At 40.3% G+C, this 18,957-nt stretch carries 13 protein-coding genes; 12 read left to right on the top strand and 1 reads right to left on the bottom strand.

Going from position 1 to position 18,957, the window contains the following annotated elements:
• Positions 1–21: 21 nt before the first annotated feature.
• From HMPREF2955_RS14490 to HMPREF2955_RS16390, 12 genes are all read left to right on the top strand, one after another.
• On the top strand, positions 22–708 hold the full coding sequence (locus HMPREF2955_RS14490; protein ID WP_070724092.1) for a toprim domain-containing protein: 687 nt from the start codon (positions 22–24) through the stop codon (positions 706–708).
• Positions 709–851: 143 nt separating this feature from the next.
• Positions 852–1,205, top strand: a complete 354-nt coding sequence (gene mobC / locus HMPREF2955_RS14485) for a plasmid mobilization protein (protein ID WP_070724097.1) — start codon at positions 852–854, stop codon at positions 1,203–1,205.
• Positions 1,202–2,122, top strand: coding sequence for a relaxase/mobilization nuclease domain-containing protein (locus tag HMPREF2955_RS14480; RefSeq protein WP_070724091.1), 921 nt, complete (start codon positions 1,202–1,204; stop codon positions 2,120–2,122). The genes mobC and HMPREF2955_RS14480 overlap by 4 nt, the downstream gene beginning before the upstream one ends.
• Before the next feature lie 2 nt (positions 2,123–2,124).
• Positions 2,125–2,787, top strand: a complete 663-nt coding sequence (locus HMPREF2955_RS14475; protein WP_070724090.1) for a hypothetical protein — start codon at positions 2,125–2,127, stop codon at positions 2,785–2,787.
• A gap of 100 nt (positions 2,788–2,887) precedes the next feature.
• Positions 2,888–3,118, top strand: a complete 231-nt coding sequence (locus tag HMPREF2955_RS14470; RefSeq protein ID WP_018910543.1) for a helix-turn-helix domain-containing protein — start codon at positions 2,888–2,890, stop codon at positions 3,116–3,118.
• Positions 3,115–7,410: an AAA family ATPase gene (locus HMPREF2955_RS14465; protein WP_070724089.1), complete on the top strand. Its 4,296-nt coding sequence runs from the start codon at positions 3,115–3,117 to the stop codon at positions 7,408–7,410. Before HMPREF2955_RS14470 ends, HMPREF2955_RS14465 begins: the two co-directional genes overlap by 4 nt.
• A gap of 34 nt (positions 7,411–7,444) precedes the next feature.
• Positions 7,445–10,852, top strand: a complete 3,408-nt coding sequence (locus HMPREF2955_RS14460; RefSeq protein WP_246830177.1) for a hypothetical protein — start codon at positions 7,445–7,447, stop codon at positions 10,850–10,852.
• 716 nt (positions 10,853–11,568) lie between these two features.
• Positions 11,569–12,783: a porin gene (locus HMPREF2955_RS14455; protein ID WP_070724087.1), complete on the top strand. Its 1,215-nt coding sequence runs from the start codon at positions 11,569–11,571 to the stop codon at positions 12,781–12,783.
• A 378-nt stretch (positions 12,784–13,161) separates the two neighbouring features.
• Positions 13,162–13,764, top strand: a complete 603-nt coding sequence (locus HMPREF2955_RS14450; protein ID WP_070724086.1) for a DUF6621 family protein — start codon at positions 13,162–13,164, stop codon at positions 13,762–13,764.
• Between the two features lie 82 nt (positions 13,765–13,846).
• Positions 13,847–15,085: a saccharopine dehydrogenase family protein gene (locus HMPREF2955_RS14445; RefSeq protein WP_070724085.1), complete on the top strand. Its 1,239-nt coding sequence runs from the start codon at positions 13,847–13,849 to the stop codon at positions 15,083–15,085.
• A 37-nt stretch (positions 15,086–15,122) separates the two neighbouring features.
• Positions 15,123–16,148: a recombinase RecA gene (gene recA, locus HMPREF2955_RS14440; RefSeq protein WP_009229180.1), complete on the top strand. Its 1,026-nt coding sequence runs from the start codon at positions 15,123–15,125 to the stop codon at positions 16,146–16,148.
• A gap of 271 nt (positions 16,149–16,419) precedes the next feature.
• On the top strand, positions 16,420–16,593 hold the full coding sequence (locus tag HMPREF2955_RS16390; RefSeq protein WP_168166912.1) for a hypothetical protein: 174 nt from the start codon (positions 16,420–16,422) through the stop codon (positions 16,591–16,593).
• Between the two features lie 175 nt (positions 16,594–16,768).
• Here HMPREF2955_RS16390 and HMPREF2955_RS14435 read toward each other — a convergent pair whose 3' ends face one another.
• Positions 16,769–17,545: a lipocalin family protein gene (locus HMPREF2955_RS14435; RefSeq protein WP_070724084.1), complete on the bottom strand. Its 777-nt coding sequence runs from the start codon at positions 17,543–17,545 to the stop codon at positions 16,769–16,771.
• Positions 17,546–18,957 lie beyond the last annotated feature (1,412 nt).

Here is an 18,957-nt window from a genome sequence, read left to right as displayed (position 1 = left end):
TCCTAAGAGGGAATTAACTGAATTACCCTACATAATTGCAGTTTAATACAAGCTATAGAGTTGTTTAATGGCAAACAAAATATCCTGCCGAAATTATCCATAGCTAATAGCAAAACAAATTCTCCAAGCCAATCACGTATAGAGGTTATTGGCTCTACCAACTTATGTCATCCAAATCTCATAGAATATCTCACACATAGAAGAATCAATCTGGACATTGCGAAAAAATATTGTAGGGAAATCCATTATAGAATTGGTGATAGAAGTTTTTACGCAATAGGTTTTCCAAACAATTCTTATGGGTATGCGTTGCGCAATCCATATTTCAAAGGGTGTTTGCCTCCTTCCGATGTGTCGTATGTTCCCAGTCCTTCAGAACAAATCAATCTGTTTGAAGGTTTTATGGATTATCTTAGTCTGCTTACGATGAGTCCAGATGAAGAGAAGAAAGCTGCACTGATACTTAACTCGGTTAATAATATCAAAAAGTCGAGATTTTTTCTTTCAAAGCACAAACTCATCTGTTCATATTTAGATAATGATGAAGGAGGAAAGCGAACTTTAGAACAACTTAAAAGAGACGGTGTTGATGTTCAAGACTGCTCTTCCGTCTTCCAGAATTATAAAGACCTAAATGAGTATTTATGTGCTGAATTCAAGCATTCAGAGAAAGCTGAAATCAAGAAAACTAAAGGGATTAAGCTATGATTGTAGGATTTGCTTTGCATAATCTGTTTTTCGGGGAGCAAGTTTATGTTTTGGGCATACCAAAACCACCTGCTCCACCTCCTGACAGTCGTTGCAGAGGATTATCCCGCTGGTCTCCATCAAATCAAATAAAAGAAACAAGTATGATAAAAACAGAATATAAAAAAGGTGGTCGTCCAACCAAGGGCGCAGCCGAAAAGAAGAAATACCGTATCACGGTGAAACTGAATACGCAGGATTACTATACGCTCAAAGGTAAAGCCAAAAGCGCAGGAGTAACCACGAGTGAGTTTGTAAGAAAAGTTCTTGATAAAGGAAACGTCATTGAACGACTGACCGTAGAGCAAGCAGACTTCATCCGCAAGCTGTGTGGAATGGCAAATAATCTCAATCAGTTGGCACATCGTGCCAATGCGGAAGGGTTTCATGTCATTGCTCCTTTCCACAAAATCATCATTGGCAAGATAGATGAAATATTAAATCTGATACGAAGATGATAGCCAAGATAATGAAAGGTTCGGGGTTCAAGGGTGTCGTCAATTACATCCTTGACCCGAAGAAAGGAACGGAGCTTATAGATAGTTCTGGAGTGAGAACGGATGGTATCAATCATATTGTTCAGAGCTTCATTGACCAAACAGAACTGAATCCACGAGTGGGTAAGGTTGTTGGCCATATCTCCCTGAGTTTCTCCGCACAGGACTCCCCAAAACTCAGCAATGAGTGGATGGCGAAAGTTGCTCGTGAATATATGGAAAAGATGGGGATAAAAGATACGCAGTACATTATCGGTCGCCATTTCGATAAGGAGCACCCACATGTGCATATTGCATTCAATCGGATAAACAATAACGGCAAGACTATTTCTGACCGTAACGATAGGTTCAGAAGTGAGAAGATTTGCAAGGAACTGACCACAAAATACGGTTTATACTTTGCCGATGGCAAGGAGAAAGTCAAGGAACATCGCTTAAAGGAGCCTGACAAGACCAAGTATGAAATCTATCAGGCGTTGAAAACAGAAATAGCTCGGTGCAGGGATTGGACAACTCTCCTTAGTCATTTGGGAAAGCAGAATATTGGTGTTCTTTTCAAGTACAAAGGCAACTCACAGGAAGTTCAAGGTATTATCTTTGAAAAGAACGGCTATCATTTCAATGGCTCTAAGGTGGACAGAAGTTTCAGCTATTCTAAAATAGACTTTGCCCTACAACAGAACAACAGGGAACACGAACAGCAGACACAAGGAATGATAAACCTCATATCCAATGCTGCAAGTGTCACGAGCGAAATTACCAACAACCTCATAGAAGGAGGATTGGATTTGTTTCAAACTCATGGTACTGTCCCTGCAGAGGTTTACAACACACTCGATAAAAAGAAGAAAAAGAAAAAACGTAAAATACATTTATAACTATGGCTGACAATAATACATTTGTCCTCTTTGAGGAAATTAAAAATAAGCTGGAGACAATTTACAGGGAGCTAAAGGAGTTGAAAGAAAAGGAGAACGGTTCTGTTTCCCTCCCTGTTCAATCTACACCAGCACAAAGTGATGAGCAGAAAGAACAGGAATTGCTCAATCAGTATGAACAGCGAACAAAAGAAGTGTTTAACAAGTATATTGGAGTACAAGTACGCATCAAGGACGAGGAGGCTAAATCCATGGACAAATTGGTGGCAAGTGTCTTGACCATGTTGCACGAATGGCAGGAGAAGAAAGAGCTTCCAATACCGCTGGAACATATTCACAGGCACAGCTTTGACATCAAATCCTCAAAAGTCTTTACTTATATGGTAGCAGTATCTGTCCTTTGTTTTGTTTCTTTGGTCGGCAATTACTTCTTGTGGCAAAGCAAACAGCAATACAAAGACGATGCCTTGAAATTTCGTATCATTAGAGTATGGCGAGGTTGTAGTTCTAAGGAAATCCTATGGCTTAACGATGTGTTTGACATTCACCGTGATGAAAAAATTATCAGGCTTATTAAGGAGAAAGCGGATGGTTACGATATGGATTTGAAGCAAAAGGCAGATAGTTTAATGCAGAATAACCTGCAAAATAAGAAAAACAAATAGTGTTGAACACATAAACTTTAATAAGAGGGGAAAATTCCCCTCTTATTAAGTGTTTTATACAAGAAAATTTACTATATTTGCAAATAATCATATAATATTTATGGAAAGTCCAACTAATAGAATTAAAGAGGTGCTTATCGAGAAAGGGATTAAGCAAACATGGCTTGCAGAGAAACTCGGTAAGAGTTTCACTATTGTCAACTCATACGTTTGCAATCGTCGACAGCCAAGCCTCGAATTGCTATTTCAGATAGCAGAGATTTTGCAGGTTAATCCAAAAGATTTAATAGTGTTTGTAGATAAGGAATTGAGTAAAGAGCAACTTAAATGAAAAATCTGAATTTACAGCCTAATAAATCATCTTGGGCTTCAAAACGTTTGGATGAAAAATCTGTTCGGCTACTACGGAAAATCTTAGAAGATAAAAGGGTTGACACTTCTAACATTGAAGAAGGTGGAACAGAAGCAAATACAGATGGGTATATTAGTATTTTGGATGTCGATGATACAATTGTCGCAAAAGTTACAGTGCAGATAAAGCATTATAATAACAACGCTATCAGTGAAAAGGGCGTCTGTTATGACATCCCGACATCACTTCTTGCGTATGCCCATAGAATGAAAGGAGAAGTTGTTTTGTTTATCACTTGTGATACTAACAACGATATCGTTTATTGGAAGTATATTGACCGAGCTTTTGTTGAGAGTCAAATTGCCAACTCGGAAAATATTCAACAGACTTACAGGTATTATTTTAAAGACAATGAAAATCTTACAGAAAATAATGTTGACTCGGTCATTGATTTATGGGAAACATTATACCATGAGCAAATGTTATCATTAAAAGATGAGAAGTCAAAACTATTAGATTTTTTAGATGTAAACCTGAAATCTTTTGAAGGAATAACGACTACATTTTATGGATTAAAAGAATCTCATATAGCTAGAAAAGAAACAGATCAATTATTTGATTGGATACAAGGCGATTTGACATCTAAAGATTGTCAATTAAAACTTTTGGTTGGAAATGCAGGAGTCGGGAAAACTGTTATCATTAAGGATTTACTGGATAAACTTACCGCAACAGGAATTAAGTGTCTGACGATTAAGGCAGATTATTACAACATTACAGAAAATGAAACTTCTGATTTTTCTTTGGAGAGATTACACGCTTCACTGGATTTATTAGTATCTGAGCATAAGAGAGTTGTTTTTATTATAGACCAAATAGATGCATTATCCCAATATTTATCTAACGATAGAGATAAGCTAAATATACTCTTGAATGTAATTGCTGCATGGGAAAAGGAGTATAGCAAAGACATAAGAATAATAGTGTCTTGTAGGAAGTATGATTTAGAATATGACCCATCATTAAGTCAATTAAAAGAGCATAGCACTGCTATTGAGGTGAATAGATTGGATGATAAGGATGTTGAGTATGTTATTAACAAATTAGATTCTGGTCTTTATTGTAAATTAACATCCCAAACAATTACGATACTAAAAACTGCCCAATATCTAGATGTCTTTTGTAGGTTATACGACTCTGGCAATGTTAGAGAATACAATTATCAAAACTACATGGAGTTATATGATGGCTTGTGGTTGTCATTGATAAATTATGCAAGCGAACATACGTCTTGTAGTAATTTGGAAGGTGTCATGTTTGAAATTGCAAAGTCTGTTCAAGAAGCGGAAACTTTAACTCCAACATGGTTAATAACGGTTGGAAACAATAATGCGACAAGGTATTTAGCAAGCGAGTGCATCGTAAAGTATGACAATAAAAGAATCTCGTTCTTTCATCAAAGTTTTTACGATTATGTACTTGCAAGGTATTATGCATCAAATAAGAAGTCTTTTATTACTGAATTGAAAAAACAATTTCAAGGATTAGAGATACGTTCCTCAATTAAAATTTTCTTAGACTTTGAGAGGGCACATTCTGACTCTTTGTATAAAAAAGATATTAATACAATAATATTCTCTGATGATATTCGTTTGCATCTGAAACAACTGGCTCTTTCTATACTCTCATATAGTGATGCTATATATAAGTTCGAGATTGATATCATTAAGAAATTGCCCAAACTCAGTCACCAATTATTTATTTATTTCCTTTCGACAACATCGAATCCTTTATGGTTCCCGACAATAAAGGACTTGATACAACCTTTAGTGGCTGACCTTACCACCGAAAACGATTATTTTGATCCTCTGCGAATTTTGTTTTCGAATTATGCCTCGAAATTTCCCGACGACGTTTATGACATGGTAGATACAATAAAGGACAGTCCTACTAAAGAGAATATAACGATGTGGATGTTACGAAATCATAATGATTATTCCAATAAGAAAGTAAGAGAAAGTTACATTAACTTAAAAGTAAAACCCAATTTCGATTTGGCAAGTTGTGTCATGGATGCAATTGATACCAATCTGAATTTTGCTTTGGAAGAGACGAAGGAACTTCTCATTAACTACTTTGTTAATAACAATAAGCATAAGTCGCATTACGATTACGAGTTGTTTGAACAGATATGTGAAAGATTCTACAAAGAATATCCGAAAGATTTTTTAGTGATAGCATACGATTGTTTTGTACAAATAGTTTCCAAAACAAGAAAACAAAGCTATCAGTGGTATTCGACAAATGAAATTTTCAGTAACTATATGTCTGATTATGCAGAAAAGTTTTTTGACTGGTTAGGAGATCTCCTTACACAAAATATTGATGACCAAGATTTTGGTACCTCTATGGTGGAAAAATTATTATCTCTTGAGGAGGAATCTGCGTTTATTTTATCTTTCAAGGTAATTGCTGCAAAGCCAACTCTATTTGACACATATATCAAGAATTTAGTTTCAAATAATGAAGAATTAGATAAGTTCATTGAATTTGGTGACGTTAGGTATTATTTCTTAGAAGCTCTATCTAAGTGGTATCTTTCTGTATCGCATGAGAAACAAGTAGAGTATCAGAGGGATATCTTGAAATATAGATCAAAAGGAGACTATATGCATAACAATGATAGAAGATACACTGAACTTGTGTTACCTTATCTTGGCAGGCATAAGTGGCAGTTACTATGTTGTACTATTTTAGAATCAACATTGACGAAAGAAGCCAAACGGTGTAAACAAGAACTTTGTCGGCGTTTTAATGGTACATATACAAATGAAAAATTTGACTATCATGTAACAGCGGCATCCATTTGTGGAGGTATAACAACACAAGAGATTTATAACCATTTCTCTCCCGAGAATTGGCTATCCTCTTTTGGTAAATTAGATGAACGAAGGGCTTTTCGCAAAGGCAATTTTCCACCAATTAGTCTAAGAGCACATGCAGAAGCATTTACTAAATGTGTAGAGAATTCTCCAGAAAAGTATAAGAGATTTATCTTCTCTTTACATGATAATCCAAATATCAAATCTATGTACCAAGAAGCAGGATTATTAGGATTATTTTTAGGTGGAACTAATAAAAAAGAGTTAGTCCCATTGTTCCAAAGGTATATGAAAGCGGACTATATAAAAAATAGCGCATATACTTTTGAACAACTTGCTATGAACTATACAAAGGAAGAAAATGGTGTGATAGATGATTTGATACCGATACTTATACAAGCAATAAAACAACCATTACTTTTAAAAGATGAGCAAGAAGATTTGCACTGTAAAAGCTTAGCAGATATTGTACAACACAAATTGGGTATTGCTATCAATAGTTTTCAAGGTCATGCATTGAACATCCTTATATCTATTTGTGCGTTATCCACCCGTCGTGCCCAGATCTATAATCTTTTAAACCTATTATATAAGGACTTATCAATAGAATTGCGCTTAGAGGTTTTATTTTACATATACTATAAGGAATATTATGATGAAGTGCTAACTGACAAATTATTCTCTGTTTATTTATCTGGTAGTGGAGCCTACGGACTAATGGTAAGAGCAGATGTGATACAGTCTTATTATTATTTTAAAACAGATTCCGTGTGTGCATACATTGTAGAACTTATGAAAGATAATAGATGCCATGAGATATTAACTCAGATATTCTTTTATGGATTATACCATAAAAATATAAGGAATGTATGCAAGCAAAATCTTTATAAAATTTTATCGTTGAATGACGAGAAAGTCATAGCGATGACGGTAAGACTTTCCTTAAAAAATATTTCTGAACCTTGTTATAGGGAAACTGCAAACGATATTGTGCTATGCCACATTGCGGATAATAGAGAAGAGATTGTAAAATCATATGAATATCATATAGATGACCTATCTGTAGAAGATTTTAATCTATTTAAGGAGATTACAAAGAATTGGAATAATAAAACGCATAGGGAACGTTTTTCTCAGATTAAATACCTAGAAAAATGTGCTAATATGCTACCATTAGATTGCTACATGTATATAAAAGCACATGACTTCTTACATGCTAATGATTTTTATCTTAGAGAAAAAATTGTGAAACTTTTATTAGGCATATATAAGCAAATGAAAGAAGAGGAAAATTTGGACGCAATGAACAAAATAATGGACTTGTTTGATGAATATGTCATTGCGAATTCTTATATTATAAATGATGCAATAGAAAAGTTAGGTATATAACTTACTATTTTGTAGTTAAATGAATAGTACTATAATGAAAAATAAATTCTATCATAACTTGAAGAGAGAGAAGGTACTTAAGTATCTCTCCTATTTGTCTGTGTTACAGGAAAATTCCAGTTTCTGTTATAGGTTGGAAATGGCTTTGGTCGAAGCGTATTTGATGTGGAAACGAGGAAAGCATGATTGGTTCCACATAGATAGAATTCTTGAGTATGGCAATCCACAGATTGAAGATCCACAGGAAAGGCTGTTTGTTGAAACTGTAAACACTCCGATTGGTTCTTACAAGGTATTCTCTGCGTTCTATTTGACTCATAAGTATCTTCTCTGTCAGTTGTTATTTTTGGTTCAAAAGAATAAGATAGATCGAAATAAGTTGGCAATTGTCTATGCTATATTGGAAATATCTAATGAAATAGCAAATAGATTCAACTATAGCCGTAATGTATGTGGAAAATACGATGCAGAATCAGTTTATTTCTCAAATTACAAGGAATATGGAAAGTATAAATCATATACCTGTTTTAATAAAGCTGAGGTAAACTCCATCTTGGCTAAATACCAAGTTGAGGAAAAGTATCTGCAACTATTGTCATTATGTCTGAAAAGGAAAGAGTATGAAAAAGAATTATCTCAATTAGGTCATAGTGATACATTTGAATTGCATCCTTTCTTAAAACTTGATAGCGGAAAATTTTTAGTTCTTTTCCCAACTAATCTCTTAAGGTTAGCTTACAGACTATGCTATGGTATTCTTGTAAAGGAACTGGGCGAGAAAACACTCCTCTCTTTAATCGAAAAAGAGATGATTCAAGAAATTGGATTTCTCTTGCAAAATGGTCATGGATCATTTATAGGACAAAATAATTATCAAGATACACCTTTTCTTTGGTTCCGTTTTGATGAAGATAAGGTTGCAAATATTGGAATTGTCTTAGCAGATAAGAGAACAAAACTGGATCAAGCGGTCAAGGATTCAGAGACTGCAATAAATAAAGCCTACCCACATATAACCATATTTACATTCTTGGTCACACAAGAGATGGCAGAGGAAGGTCTCTTTATGACTATTGGTCGTGATATAACTCATTTTTCGGTTGAAGAACTGAAAATCGTCATGAGCCAGAGTAGGATGAATCTGCTGAATCTATATTATTATGATCAAGATAAATTGGATCAAAACTTTGCTCTTCTTACCCAGGAAATTGATCGATTTGCGTACTACTGTTCTAATAATTATACATTCTATCGGGATGAAATGCCAGCTATCACATTCATGGAAATAGGTTACGCTCTATCAATGCGTGAGAAATATTTGTGTGGCCATGATGAGCATATTGTTCAGTATGCACCACGAGGGTGCCATGTTATGGTTAAACACTATGCAGACATTCCTAAGCAGATTCCTATCTACGTACCATATATGAAAGTAAAGGGGGTTCTCATGCTTCAGTTAGCCAAGTACGAATTGTGGGTTCACGTGAAATGCAAAGACATACTTCGTATATTTGGCAGAGAGGCAACCATTGCCTTGATGAATTGGATGTTTACTGTAGAGAAAAAGCTATGCATAGATAGTATTAGTCGGACTCTCCATGTAGAATTATATATTTTGCCTATTAGTGATTACGAGTGGAAAAAGGCAAATGACAATACTATGGTATTTTGTGTACCAGAAAAAATAATGAGTTCGGATGCAACTACTTTGGAGAGAGAGTTAGTAGGCCAATTCTTCAAAGCAATTAAAGATTGTGGATTCTCTTCTAACGAGTCATTATTTGACGTTGGTATGCAATTGTTTGATTCTGCACCAGGTAGATTTATTCAGGTTGGCAAGAGTGAAAATATAACTATTATTGACGAGAAGGATGGTATTGACTCATGCTATTACGTCAATTCCCGATACTGTGACAAAGTTCTTTCTGAGATTGCTGATTTCCTAAACATGAAGGGGACTGAACAAATTTTTGATTTTGCAGAGTCAAAGAAAATCATGATTCGGGTATCTGATTATATCCTTGCTGAAGTACAAAAACTGTTGGCAGAAATGGATACAAAACAACTTCTTACAAGTCTTCTCGAACTCCATCATGCCATGATCTATTGGTCGAAGTTGACACAACGAAGGTATGAGTCATTAAGCAAGGCCTATTCTTTTTTAGATGCTACATTTGATAATCAGCTTGATTATGTCAATGAATATTCTGAGATGAATACATTAACACAAGGTATGATTGAAACCATTGTTCTGAATGGTATTCACAATACTGGAGGAAAACCTAGATTAGAGACGCTGGATCGCCTGTTTGCCCTTATGCACTTTAGTTTGAACATGGGTGTATATATGGATCAATTAGGAGAAAAAATAAAAGGTTCAGAGTTGACAATTCTCAAAAATGGAAGACTGGTTATGCCAAAGCCTATGATTGATAAACTAAACTCCTATTTTTATAGGCTGAGAGAGCTGTCTATGAGTAATCCAGAATTGTACACAAAATTACATAATCTGATGCCAACATCCTCCATCAATAAAAATGATGAAATCTTTATAAAGGCTTATAAAGCGCAATTCGGCATCTCATTTGAGACGTATTGTAAAGTTCTAACGGCATCTATTGATTATGCCAGCTATAATAAGAAACCTGTAATGGTAGTATCAGAGAAGGAGTTCTTTGAAACAGTTTGTAATGGCATTTTTGATGAAGAAAATGCGAAAGCATTTAAGGCTAACTTTGTCCTTAGGGAGGATCTCAATAATGGTGATCTTAAGTTTAGTGACAAATGGGTTCAGAGATTTAATCGTCCAGTACAAGTTACAGCACGGCCCTGGATACTCTTTGATGGCAACATCTATTATTCAACTAAAACACTTTATGAGAGTTGGATGATTCGAGTTGAACGTTTGAATAATGGAACTGTGGTTAATACTACCCTAGAAATGCAGGCTCTTGTATCAAAGGTAAATAAAGAAAAAGGTCGTGAGTTCACTATAAGTGTAAGGAGATTATATGAAAGTCTGTCTCTTGATTATTTATATGTGGATTCAGAGGTTAAGATTATGCCAGGCAAAAACCTCAATTCTGACAAAGATCTTGGAGATATTGATATTCTTCTTATAAATAAAAAAAACAAGCAGATTGTTTGTATAGAGGCTAAGAATTTCTCGGAGAGTAGAACAGTATACGAATTAATACAGCAGAACAGAAAGATTATCACTAAAGAATCGTCCCATGTAATAGAAAGAGATGTTTGGTGCAAGAATAATATTAATAAATTTAAGTTCTATGTTTCTGAAATTGATGACGAATACTCTGTAAAGACGATATTCTTGACATATCACGAAAATGCTTATAAATACTTCGAACATGAACTAGAAAATGATATCACATTTCTTTCTGCAGTAGAGATTGTGGAAAATCCAATGATTCTATTTGCATGAAAGGAATATATTTATACCAAAGGAATTCGTAGGGCTGAAAACAAATCTCAGTACCTTTGCAACCACGAAATAGGAATACAGAACAAAGGATAGATATTATCGGTACAATGAGAGTACGGATGGCTCTCGTTGATTATTGATTTCTATTGTTTAGGATATTCACAATGGTCATTATTTGTACCATAGAAATATAAATCACTGATTATCAGTATAGGATAAGTTTGAGGAAGTGAAGCAAGAAACAAACACAAAACGCCTCAATAGCCCACAAAAGCTATTGAGGCATTATATGTTTGCCTACCTTTTACACATCTCACCTACTACTGAAAAGCCCTTTATCCTCACCCAAAACCACGCTGCATAATCAAAAACACAAACATCCCGCAATAGCAACAACACCCACTTTTCTCCCCTTCATTTTCAAAAAACTTCCCATCTATGTACCATACTAGCGCAAACTTTCCTATATTTGCATATTGGTACGCACGATCATCATATACCAACGAATGATGGACGGGTGCGACACAACCATCAAACAATCAGGCTATGGCTACGGCAATCATCCTTTTGCAACTCGTAAGCGTGTTCACGTTCGTCCGCATTGGTGCCCGAATGAAAGTCTAAGCCCCATAAGCGCATCAATTAACGAACCCCACAAGTTCACCAACTAACAAGCCCAAATACTCACAAACTTTAAATACTCACTAACAAACATCATGAAAGTAAACAATCTACTTGCCGCCATGTCCCTGTTCCTATGCCTGCCCCTAACTGCTTTGGCGCAGGGAAACAACACGGGTATGGGCGGCGAAGACGACGACACGCCCTCGATTGCCGAGCGGGTGTTGAAGCTAGAAAAGAAAACAGATGCCTTTAACCTCTACCTCAACTTCGCCGCAGCAGCACGCGCCACCGAACATAACGGCACGTGGAAGGGCGCGTTTGTCAACCGACAGTTGCGCTTGGAGATTAAAGGACACGTCACGGATAAGCTCTTCTATCGCCTCCGACAGCACCTTAACAACGGCTACGAACCGCAAGGCGAAGACAATTTTGCCAAGGCCACCGACATGATGATGGTGGGTTACACCTTCAATCCCAAGTGGGAAGTGCAGGCAGGAAAGATTGGACAGATATGGGGAGGCTACGAATACGACGAGAACCCACTCTTTGTATACCAATATTGCGACTTCGTTGGGCACATGGAATGTTTCGTTGCGGGTGCGCAAGTAACGTTCAAGCCCGTGCCAACCCAAGAATTTGGCCTACAAATAACCGACTCGCACAATGGAACGTTCGAGCAAGAGTATGCCAAGGATGCCAAAATGGCTGGTCCGAACTTTGCCACCGACCGCGAAAAACTCACACCCAGCAACATCCCCCTCACCTATATTGCCAACTGGAACGGCAATTTCTTCAACGACCGACTGCAAACCCGATGGGCATGGGGACTGCAAACGCAGGCTAAGGGCAAATATTCGCGCATGCTTAGTCTTGGTCAAAGGCTCAACTTACCTAAGCTGCAATGGTACATAGACTATTATGGGGCCGTTGACGAACTAGACCGTCTGCGCATCGCATCGGGCGAATTAAATAGCCTTGTAAACAACGAGAAAAACGTGTTCTTCGGCAACGTTCACTACAACACCCTCGTCAGCGAAGCCAATTGGCAGTTTGCACCGCAATGCAACCTCAAACTTCGGGGCAGTTACGAAACCACGAGCATTCCCCAATACGAGGCGTTAAAAAACTATCGCAAGTATTACAGCTACGTGGCCAGCCTAGAATACTTCCCCGTCAAAGGGCAAAACCTACGCCTTTTCTTGGCTTACATGGGTCAGAAAGTAGACTATAACCACGCCTGCGGCCTGTCCGATTACCACACCAACAAGCTCGAACTGGGCCTGATGTATCGCATCAAATGCTATTAGAGAAGTTAATTTGAGGAGTTAAGGAGTTAAGGGGTTAAGGAGTTAAGCCAAGTGCCTTGCAAACAATGGCAAGTCTTTTCATGCTCATTGTTAACTTCTTCACATTAAACTTGTTAACCCCTTAACTTGTCAACTCGTCAACTTGTTAACCCGTCAACTTGTTAACCCGTCAGCTAACCGAATTAAATTAAACCTTAGTTAACGGGTTCACAAACCGACACGTTTACGAGGAGAGCTGCAACTCTGCAACAAGGCATTTGGCTTAACTCCTTAACTCCATAACTCCTTAACTACTCAAATGAACTCCTTAACTACTCAAACTAAAAATAATCCTCCAACCCTGCCTTTTTTACGCAAGTTCTTGTTATCTTTGCAACAATGGAACAAGCCGTAAAAAACAATTGGAGCGAAAACGTCATCGTAGTTGATGCCGACTACGTAGACAACGTGGCATTCAACCTCATCGTTAACTTCGAACGCATCATCGGCCGGCGCATTCCGCAAGCCGACTTGGCACGCTGGCTCGACTGCATTGCCCTCGATGGAGGTGTGCGAAACGGCGAAAACAGCCTGCAAGTGGTGATGGTTCATAGCAAGGCTAAAACCCAAATGGAGAACTTTACGCCTGCCAACTTTGCCGACGAACTAAACGGCAAGGCCTTCAAAGACGGCTTGGGCGAGTTCGCCATCGGCACATATCCCGTGGAAGACTTGGTAAACGCCACCGACTTTTTTCTCGATGTGGTGCAAACAGTCTGTGCCCAGTCCGAAGTTAAGCGCGTGATGGTTGTGCCAAACGCCGAAAACGCTGAGTTATACGAGGCCCTTCGCCATCAGATGCACCGCCTAGACGACGACAACAAGCGCGTAACCGTCTTCGCCATGCAGCCCCTCCCTGGCGGAAACTTCCGCCAAGAGATACTGGGCTACTCGCTCATGAACGCCCTCGGCATAAGGAGCGACGAGATAAACGCCCAATAAGCACACCGGCGTTCGCCCCGAACAGCCCCTCCGCAACACCCTGCGGCAACACAAACACAGCAAACAGAAACAACAAAACGATATGGGAAAAGTTCTTATGATTGGCGCAGGTGGCGTTGCTACCGTGGCCGCATTTAAAATCGCACAAAACAAAACGCACTTCGGCGAGTTTATGATTGCCAGCCGCCGAAAGGAAAAGTGCGACGAAATAGTAGATGCCATACATGCCAAAGGCTATGATATGGACATCAAGACGGCACAAGTAGACGCCGACGACGTTGAACAACTGAAAACCCTGTTCAACGACTTTAAGCCCGAATTGGTTATCAACCTGGCCCTACCCTACCAAGACCTCACCATCATGGAGGCTTGTTTGGCCTGCGGCTGCAACTATCTAGACACCGCCAACTACGAGCCCAAAGACGAGGCACACTTTGAATACTCGTGGCAATGGGCCTACAAACAACGTTTTGAAGAGGCTGGGCTCACCGCCATTCTTGGCTGTGGGTTCGACCCAGGCGTAAGCGGCATCTACACGGCATACGCTGCCAAGCACCATTTCGACGAAATTCACTATTTCGACATCGTCGACTGCAACGCCGGAAACCACCACAAGGCCTTCGCAACCAACTTCAATCCAGAGATTAACATACGCGAGATAACCCAAAAAGGCTTGTACTACAAAGACGGAGAGTGGCTTGAAACCGAACCGCTGGCCGTACATCAGCCCATCACTTACCCCAATATTGGCCCGCGCGAAAGTTACCTGATGCACCACGAAGAGCTTGAAAGTTTGGTAAAGAACTACCCCACCATTCGCCAAGCACGCTTCTGGATGACCTTCGGACAACAATATCTCACCTATCTCGACGTGATACAAAACCTCGGTATGTCGCGTATCGACGAGATAGAATACGAGGCACCGCTAGCCGATGGTTCGGGTAAGCGTGTCAAAGTGAACATCGTTCCCTTGCAATTCCTTAAAGCCGTGCTGCCCAACCCACAAGACTTGGGCGCCAACTACGACGGCGAAACATCCATCGGCTGCCGTATTCGTGGCGTAAAAGATGGCAAGGAACTTACTTACTACGTATACAACAACTGCAAACACCAAGATGCCTACAAAGAAACGGGCATGCAAGGTGTTAGCTACACCACGGGCGTACCGGCCATGATTGGTGCAATGATGTTCTTCAAGGGCCTCTGGCGCAAGCCAGGCGTATGGAACGTAGAAGAGTTCGACCCCGATCCATTCATGGAACAGCTTAACATACAGGGACTGCCCTGGCACGAAGAGTTCGGTGGCGACCTTGAATTGTAACCCTTAAACCACCCCATCATACCTAAAACAACAACAAATGGCAAAAGAAGAAAGCAAACAACTTTCGCCCGATGAGGCCAAACTCAAAGCCCTGCAAGCGGCGATGAGCAAGATAGAAAAAGACTTTGGCAAAGGCTCGATAATGAAAATGGGCGACGAGCAGATAGAGAATGTAGAGGTAATACCCACGGGCAGCATCGGTCTAGACGTGGCCTTAGGCGTGGGAGGCTATCCCCGCGGCCGCATCATCGAGATTTATGGCCCCGAATCGTCGGGTAAAACCACACTCGCCATCCACGCCATTGCCGAGGCGCAAAAGGCTGGCGGCATTGCCGCCTTTATCGATGCCGAGCACGCCTTCGACCGTTTCTATGCCGAAAAACTTGGTGTAGACGTGGCAAACCTTTGGATTTCGCAACCCGACAACGGCGAACAGGCTCTCGAAATAGCCGACCAGCTTATCCGTTCGTCGGCCATCGACATCCTTGTTGTCGACTCTGTGGCGGCACTTACGCCCAAAAAGGAGATTGAAGGCGACATGGGCGACAACAATGTGGGCCTGCAAGCACGACTGATGAGCCAAGCCTTGCGCAAGCTAACGTCTACCATCAGCAAAACCAACACCACGTGTATCTTCATCAACCAGTTGCGCGAGAAAATCGGCGTGATGTTCGGCAACCCCGAAACAACCACTGGCGGCAACGCATTGAAGTTCTACGCCAGTGTTCGTTTAGACATTCGTAAAGTAACCAGCATTAAAGATGGCGACAACATCGTGGGCAACCAAGTGCGCGTAAAAGTGGTGAAGAACAAGGTTGCACCGCCTTTCCGCAAAACCGAATTCGAAATTACTTTCGGCGAAGGCATATCTAAGGTGGGCGAAATTCTCGACCTTGGCGTTGAATACGAAATCATTAAGAAGAGCGGTTCATGGTTCTCGTACAACGAGGCCAAGCTAGGTCAAGGCCGCGATGCCACCAAAAACTTGCTCAAAGACAACCCCGAACTATGCGAGGAGCTGGAAGCAAAAATCATGCAGGCCATTAAAGATAAGCAAGACTAGGTTTCCCCCCCTACCCTTGCGCGCCCCGATGGCACAAAAAAACATCAAAGCGGAACGGACATCAGCCCGTTCCGCTTTTTCTTTTTCCTTTGCCCACATCGTAGCTGAGCCGCTATCGCCACCAAACGCAAACATGCCTTTATCCCCAATTGGCCGTTGCCTTTACCTTAAATTGGCCGCTAAAACCTGTGCAGGCTTTGTGTCTTGCAGGGCATCTTGTCTGTCTCCTTCAAGGTATGGCGAACAACGTCAAGATAATAAAACAAGCAAGATGCCGACAACCAAACGAAAGGTGGACTGGAAACAAAGGAAACAACCTAAAATAATTGGTAAGCGGTATAACCACCAATTGGGGTTTAAACGTGTGCCAGGGCGCAGAACGGCTTTGCCCATACGGCACACAACACCCTTTATCCTTAAAACGGCAGGCCAACACGGCCACTAAAAACATTACCCCCTCGCCACGGCTGCTGCCATAGCCCGTCTGCGTACCCTTATCGCTTACCCCATGCAAGATCCAAACAGGGCGCACATCTTCTATAAACAGCTAAAAGGCGAACCCCACGCCATCGTGCGGTCCGCCTTTTGTCAATCTAGGCCGTGGTCCAACAACAGTCGTCTCACCTAACTTTATTAAAGTATAGTGTCATCAGCCCATTTTTGGTATTCTGTCTGTAAATCAACGTTTGGTTGTTGTTTTCGAAATTCATGTCGAACGTAACGTGTTCTCCACTATCGCTAACGCCAGAATAAGTACCCCCTTCCTTCTTCCAGGTAAAGTTCGTTGTTGTCTTAACGCACCTGCCGTTCTCTGGGTAATCCAAATATATGGTAAGCCCCAGCACACTGGCCACAACAGAGCCAGACAAACATTCATTAGGTTTCACAAACACCGTGGTGCTGCCCACGCTTGCCTTAGTTAACCGCCAATAGCCCACAAGCGGATCTAGGTAACCATAGTCAATTCCCTTTTTATGCAGCACTTGTATCTCGTCTCCGTATAAGCCGTTCTTCCAGCTAAATATTAGTTCCTTGCCTATCATGCGATAGTTAACGGAGGTTCTCTTGCCCCTATCGGTAGGCGAGTCTGCAGCAACTATCATATCAAACACGCCATTGTTGGCGGTATATTCGTAATATGTGGACTTAAGCTTGCAAGTACCATCCCTGCCATCATACCAATCGAAATGTATTCTGTTTCCGGATATGCGCCATACAGATTTTTGGGAACATTGGTTGGGGGGAAACCACCTATATCCCTTGTTACTGCTATTGTTATTTCCCACGTAAATATACCAGTCGCCGTCTAACGAGGTGCTACCCTCATTATCGTCTTTACTGCAAGACGAAGCAAGCAACGCCAAAACAGCAAATGCCAAATAAATAAACTTTTTCATAAGATTTCCATTTTTTGAAACATAATTAATCCTTTCAAAGATAGCTATTTGTTTGTTTCCCTCCAAAGTTACGCCGCGATTTTCTCTTATTTTAACTACTGTGGTTCAGTCGTAACCCCATCTAGCCAGAAGTCACCAAAACCCAAGACACCACACCTGTTGTACCCCAATACGGCAAAGTCCAAACCACGATAAGAGATACTGTCGCCCTACACTTCCCCCATTGTGTCAACACAAAACAAAACGTCTTCTAGCACAAAGCCAACGCTTAAGAAATCTAAACCACAGAGAAAACAGGCAAGTTTACGACATTGAAAGCCACCCACGCGTCGACGTGAACACACCATCATTCCCCGATGAGGTTCTGTGCGCCCCACTTGCTCTACACATCAGCTCCCCACCTAGGGAACATGGCAACAACACAATCCAACAACCCACGAACAAACTAAGCGTACCCGAACCTGCCAACTTGAGACACAACTTACATAACCCCAACTTACAACGATTTAAAGGAACACTTATCAAATTACGGCCTCAGAAAAACGTATTGTATCGTTTGTTGTCCTTGCGATGCAAGACCAAGACAAACATCCCGCTCATGTACGAATGTAGCGGAGAAAGATACGATTAAGTCCAAAATCCACTCCCATTTGCCTGAGGCAAAACGTGGTTACGGGTTGAAAAGGAATAAACCCCAAAAAGGGACAAAGAGGAATGCCGAGGTTAAAGAGTTAAGTGCAATGACTTGCATGGGGTGCCCAACAATCCTTATCAACTCACAAACTCGTAAATTCATCAACAAGAAAAATCGCCAACTCATCAAATCAAAAACGTACGAACCAACACGCCCATCGACTCGTCAGCTCGTCAACTTGCCAACCCGTCAACTTGAAGCCATGTCAATTTTTCAGCATGGTTTTTAACACCAAGACTACCCTTTTTGTCCACCAATCGCCAACCTTGCCGCAAAAAATCAATTCTCGCGAAAGTAGTTTTTGATGCAAAAAGGGGGTGGTTGTAAATGCCGGCAAAATGAATTTTTATTTAAGCAAGCCGCCGTTTGCACCACATTTGGGCCCATTTGTAGCTAAATGCACTGCGTTTTGCTACTAAACGCAATGCAATATGCCGCTAAACGCAGTGCGTTTTGGTGCTAAACGCAGGCCATTTTGGTACTAAACGCAAGCCATTTTGGTGCTAAATGCAGTGCAAAATGCTGCTAAATACGAGACAACAAGCATAAATATACACCACAATAGTATAAACAAAACCTTTTAGAGCCGTGAAACACATGCCTGAAAAGGGCAAAATAGTGGACAAAAAGTGGGATTTTAGGGGCTAAAAGCGGGAAATTGGGGTGATAAAATAATGAGCTGGAAACCAAACTAGAAAGGCTAAATGGTACAAAATGC

Source organism: Prevotella sp. HMSC073D09 (assembly GCF_001814145.1).
Classification (GTDB): Bacteria; Bacteroidota; Bacteroidia; order Bacteroidales; family Bacteroidaceae; genus Prevotella; species Prevotella conceptionensis.
The sequence above is the reverse complement of the archived record's forward strand: the minus strand, read 5'-3'. Positions and strand labels throughout refer to the sequence as shown.

Coding starts and splice junctions, on each gene's coding strand:
- HMPREF2955_RS14480 (WP_070724091.1), top strand. CDS start 1,202: ATGATAGCCAAGATAATGAAAGGTTCGGGGTTCAAGGGTGTCGTCAAT.
- HMPREF2955_RS14475 (WP_070724090.1), top strand. CDS start 2,125: ATGGCTGACAATAATACATTTGTCCTCTTTGAGGAAATTAAAAATAAG.
- HMPREF2955_RS14455 (WP_070724087.1), top strand. CDS start 11,569: ATGAAAGTAAACAATCTACTTGCCGCCATGTCCCTGTTCCTATGCCTG.
- HMPREF2955_RS14470 (WP_018910543.1), top strand. CDS start 2,888: ATGGAAAGTCCAACTAATAGAATTAAAGAGGTGCTTATCGAGAAAGGG.
- HMPREF2955_RS14450 (WP_070724086.1), top strand. CDS start 13,162: ATGGAACAAGCCGTAAAAAACAATTGGAGCGAAAACGTCATCGTAGTT.
- mobC (WP_070724097.1), top strand. CDS start 852: ATGATAAAAACAGAATATAAAAAAGGTGGTCGTCCAACCAAGGGCGCA.
- recA (WP_009229180.1), top strand. CDS start 15,123: ATGGCAAAAGAAGAAAGCAAACAACTTTCGCCCGATGAGGCCAAACTC.
- HMPREF2955_RS14445 (WP_070724085.1), top strand. CDS start 13,847: ATGGGAAAAGTTCTTATGATTGGCGCAGGTGGCGTTGCTACCGTGGCC.
- HMPREF2955_RS14460 (WP_246830177.1), top strand. CDS start 7,445: ATGAAAAATAAATTCTATCATAACTTGAAGAGAGAGAAGGTACTTAAG.
- HMPREF2955_RS16390 (WP_168166912.1), top strand. CDS start 16,420: ATGCCGACAACCAAACGAAAGGTGGACTGGAAACAAAGGAAACAACCT.
- HMPREF2955_RS14435 (WP_070724084.1), bottom strand. CDS start 17,545: ATGAAAAAGTTTATTTATTTGGCATTTGCTGTTTTGGCGTTGCTTGCT.
- HMPREF2955_RS14465 (WP_070724089.1), top strand. CDS start 3,115: ATGAAAAATCTGAATTTACAGCCTAATAAATCATCTTGGGCTTCAAAA.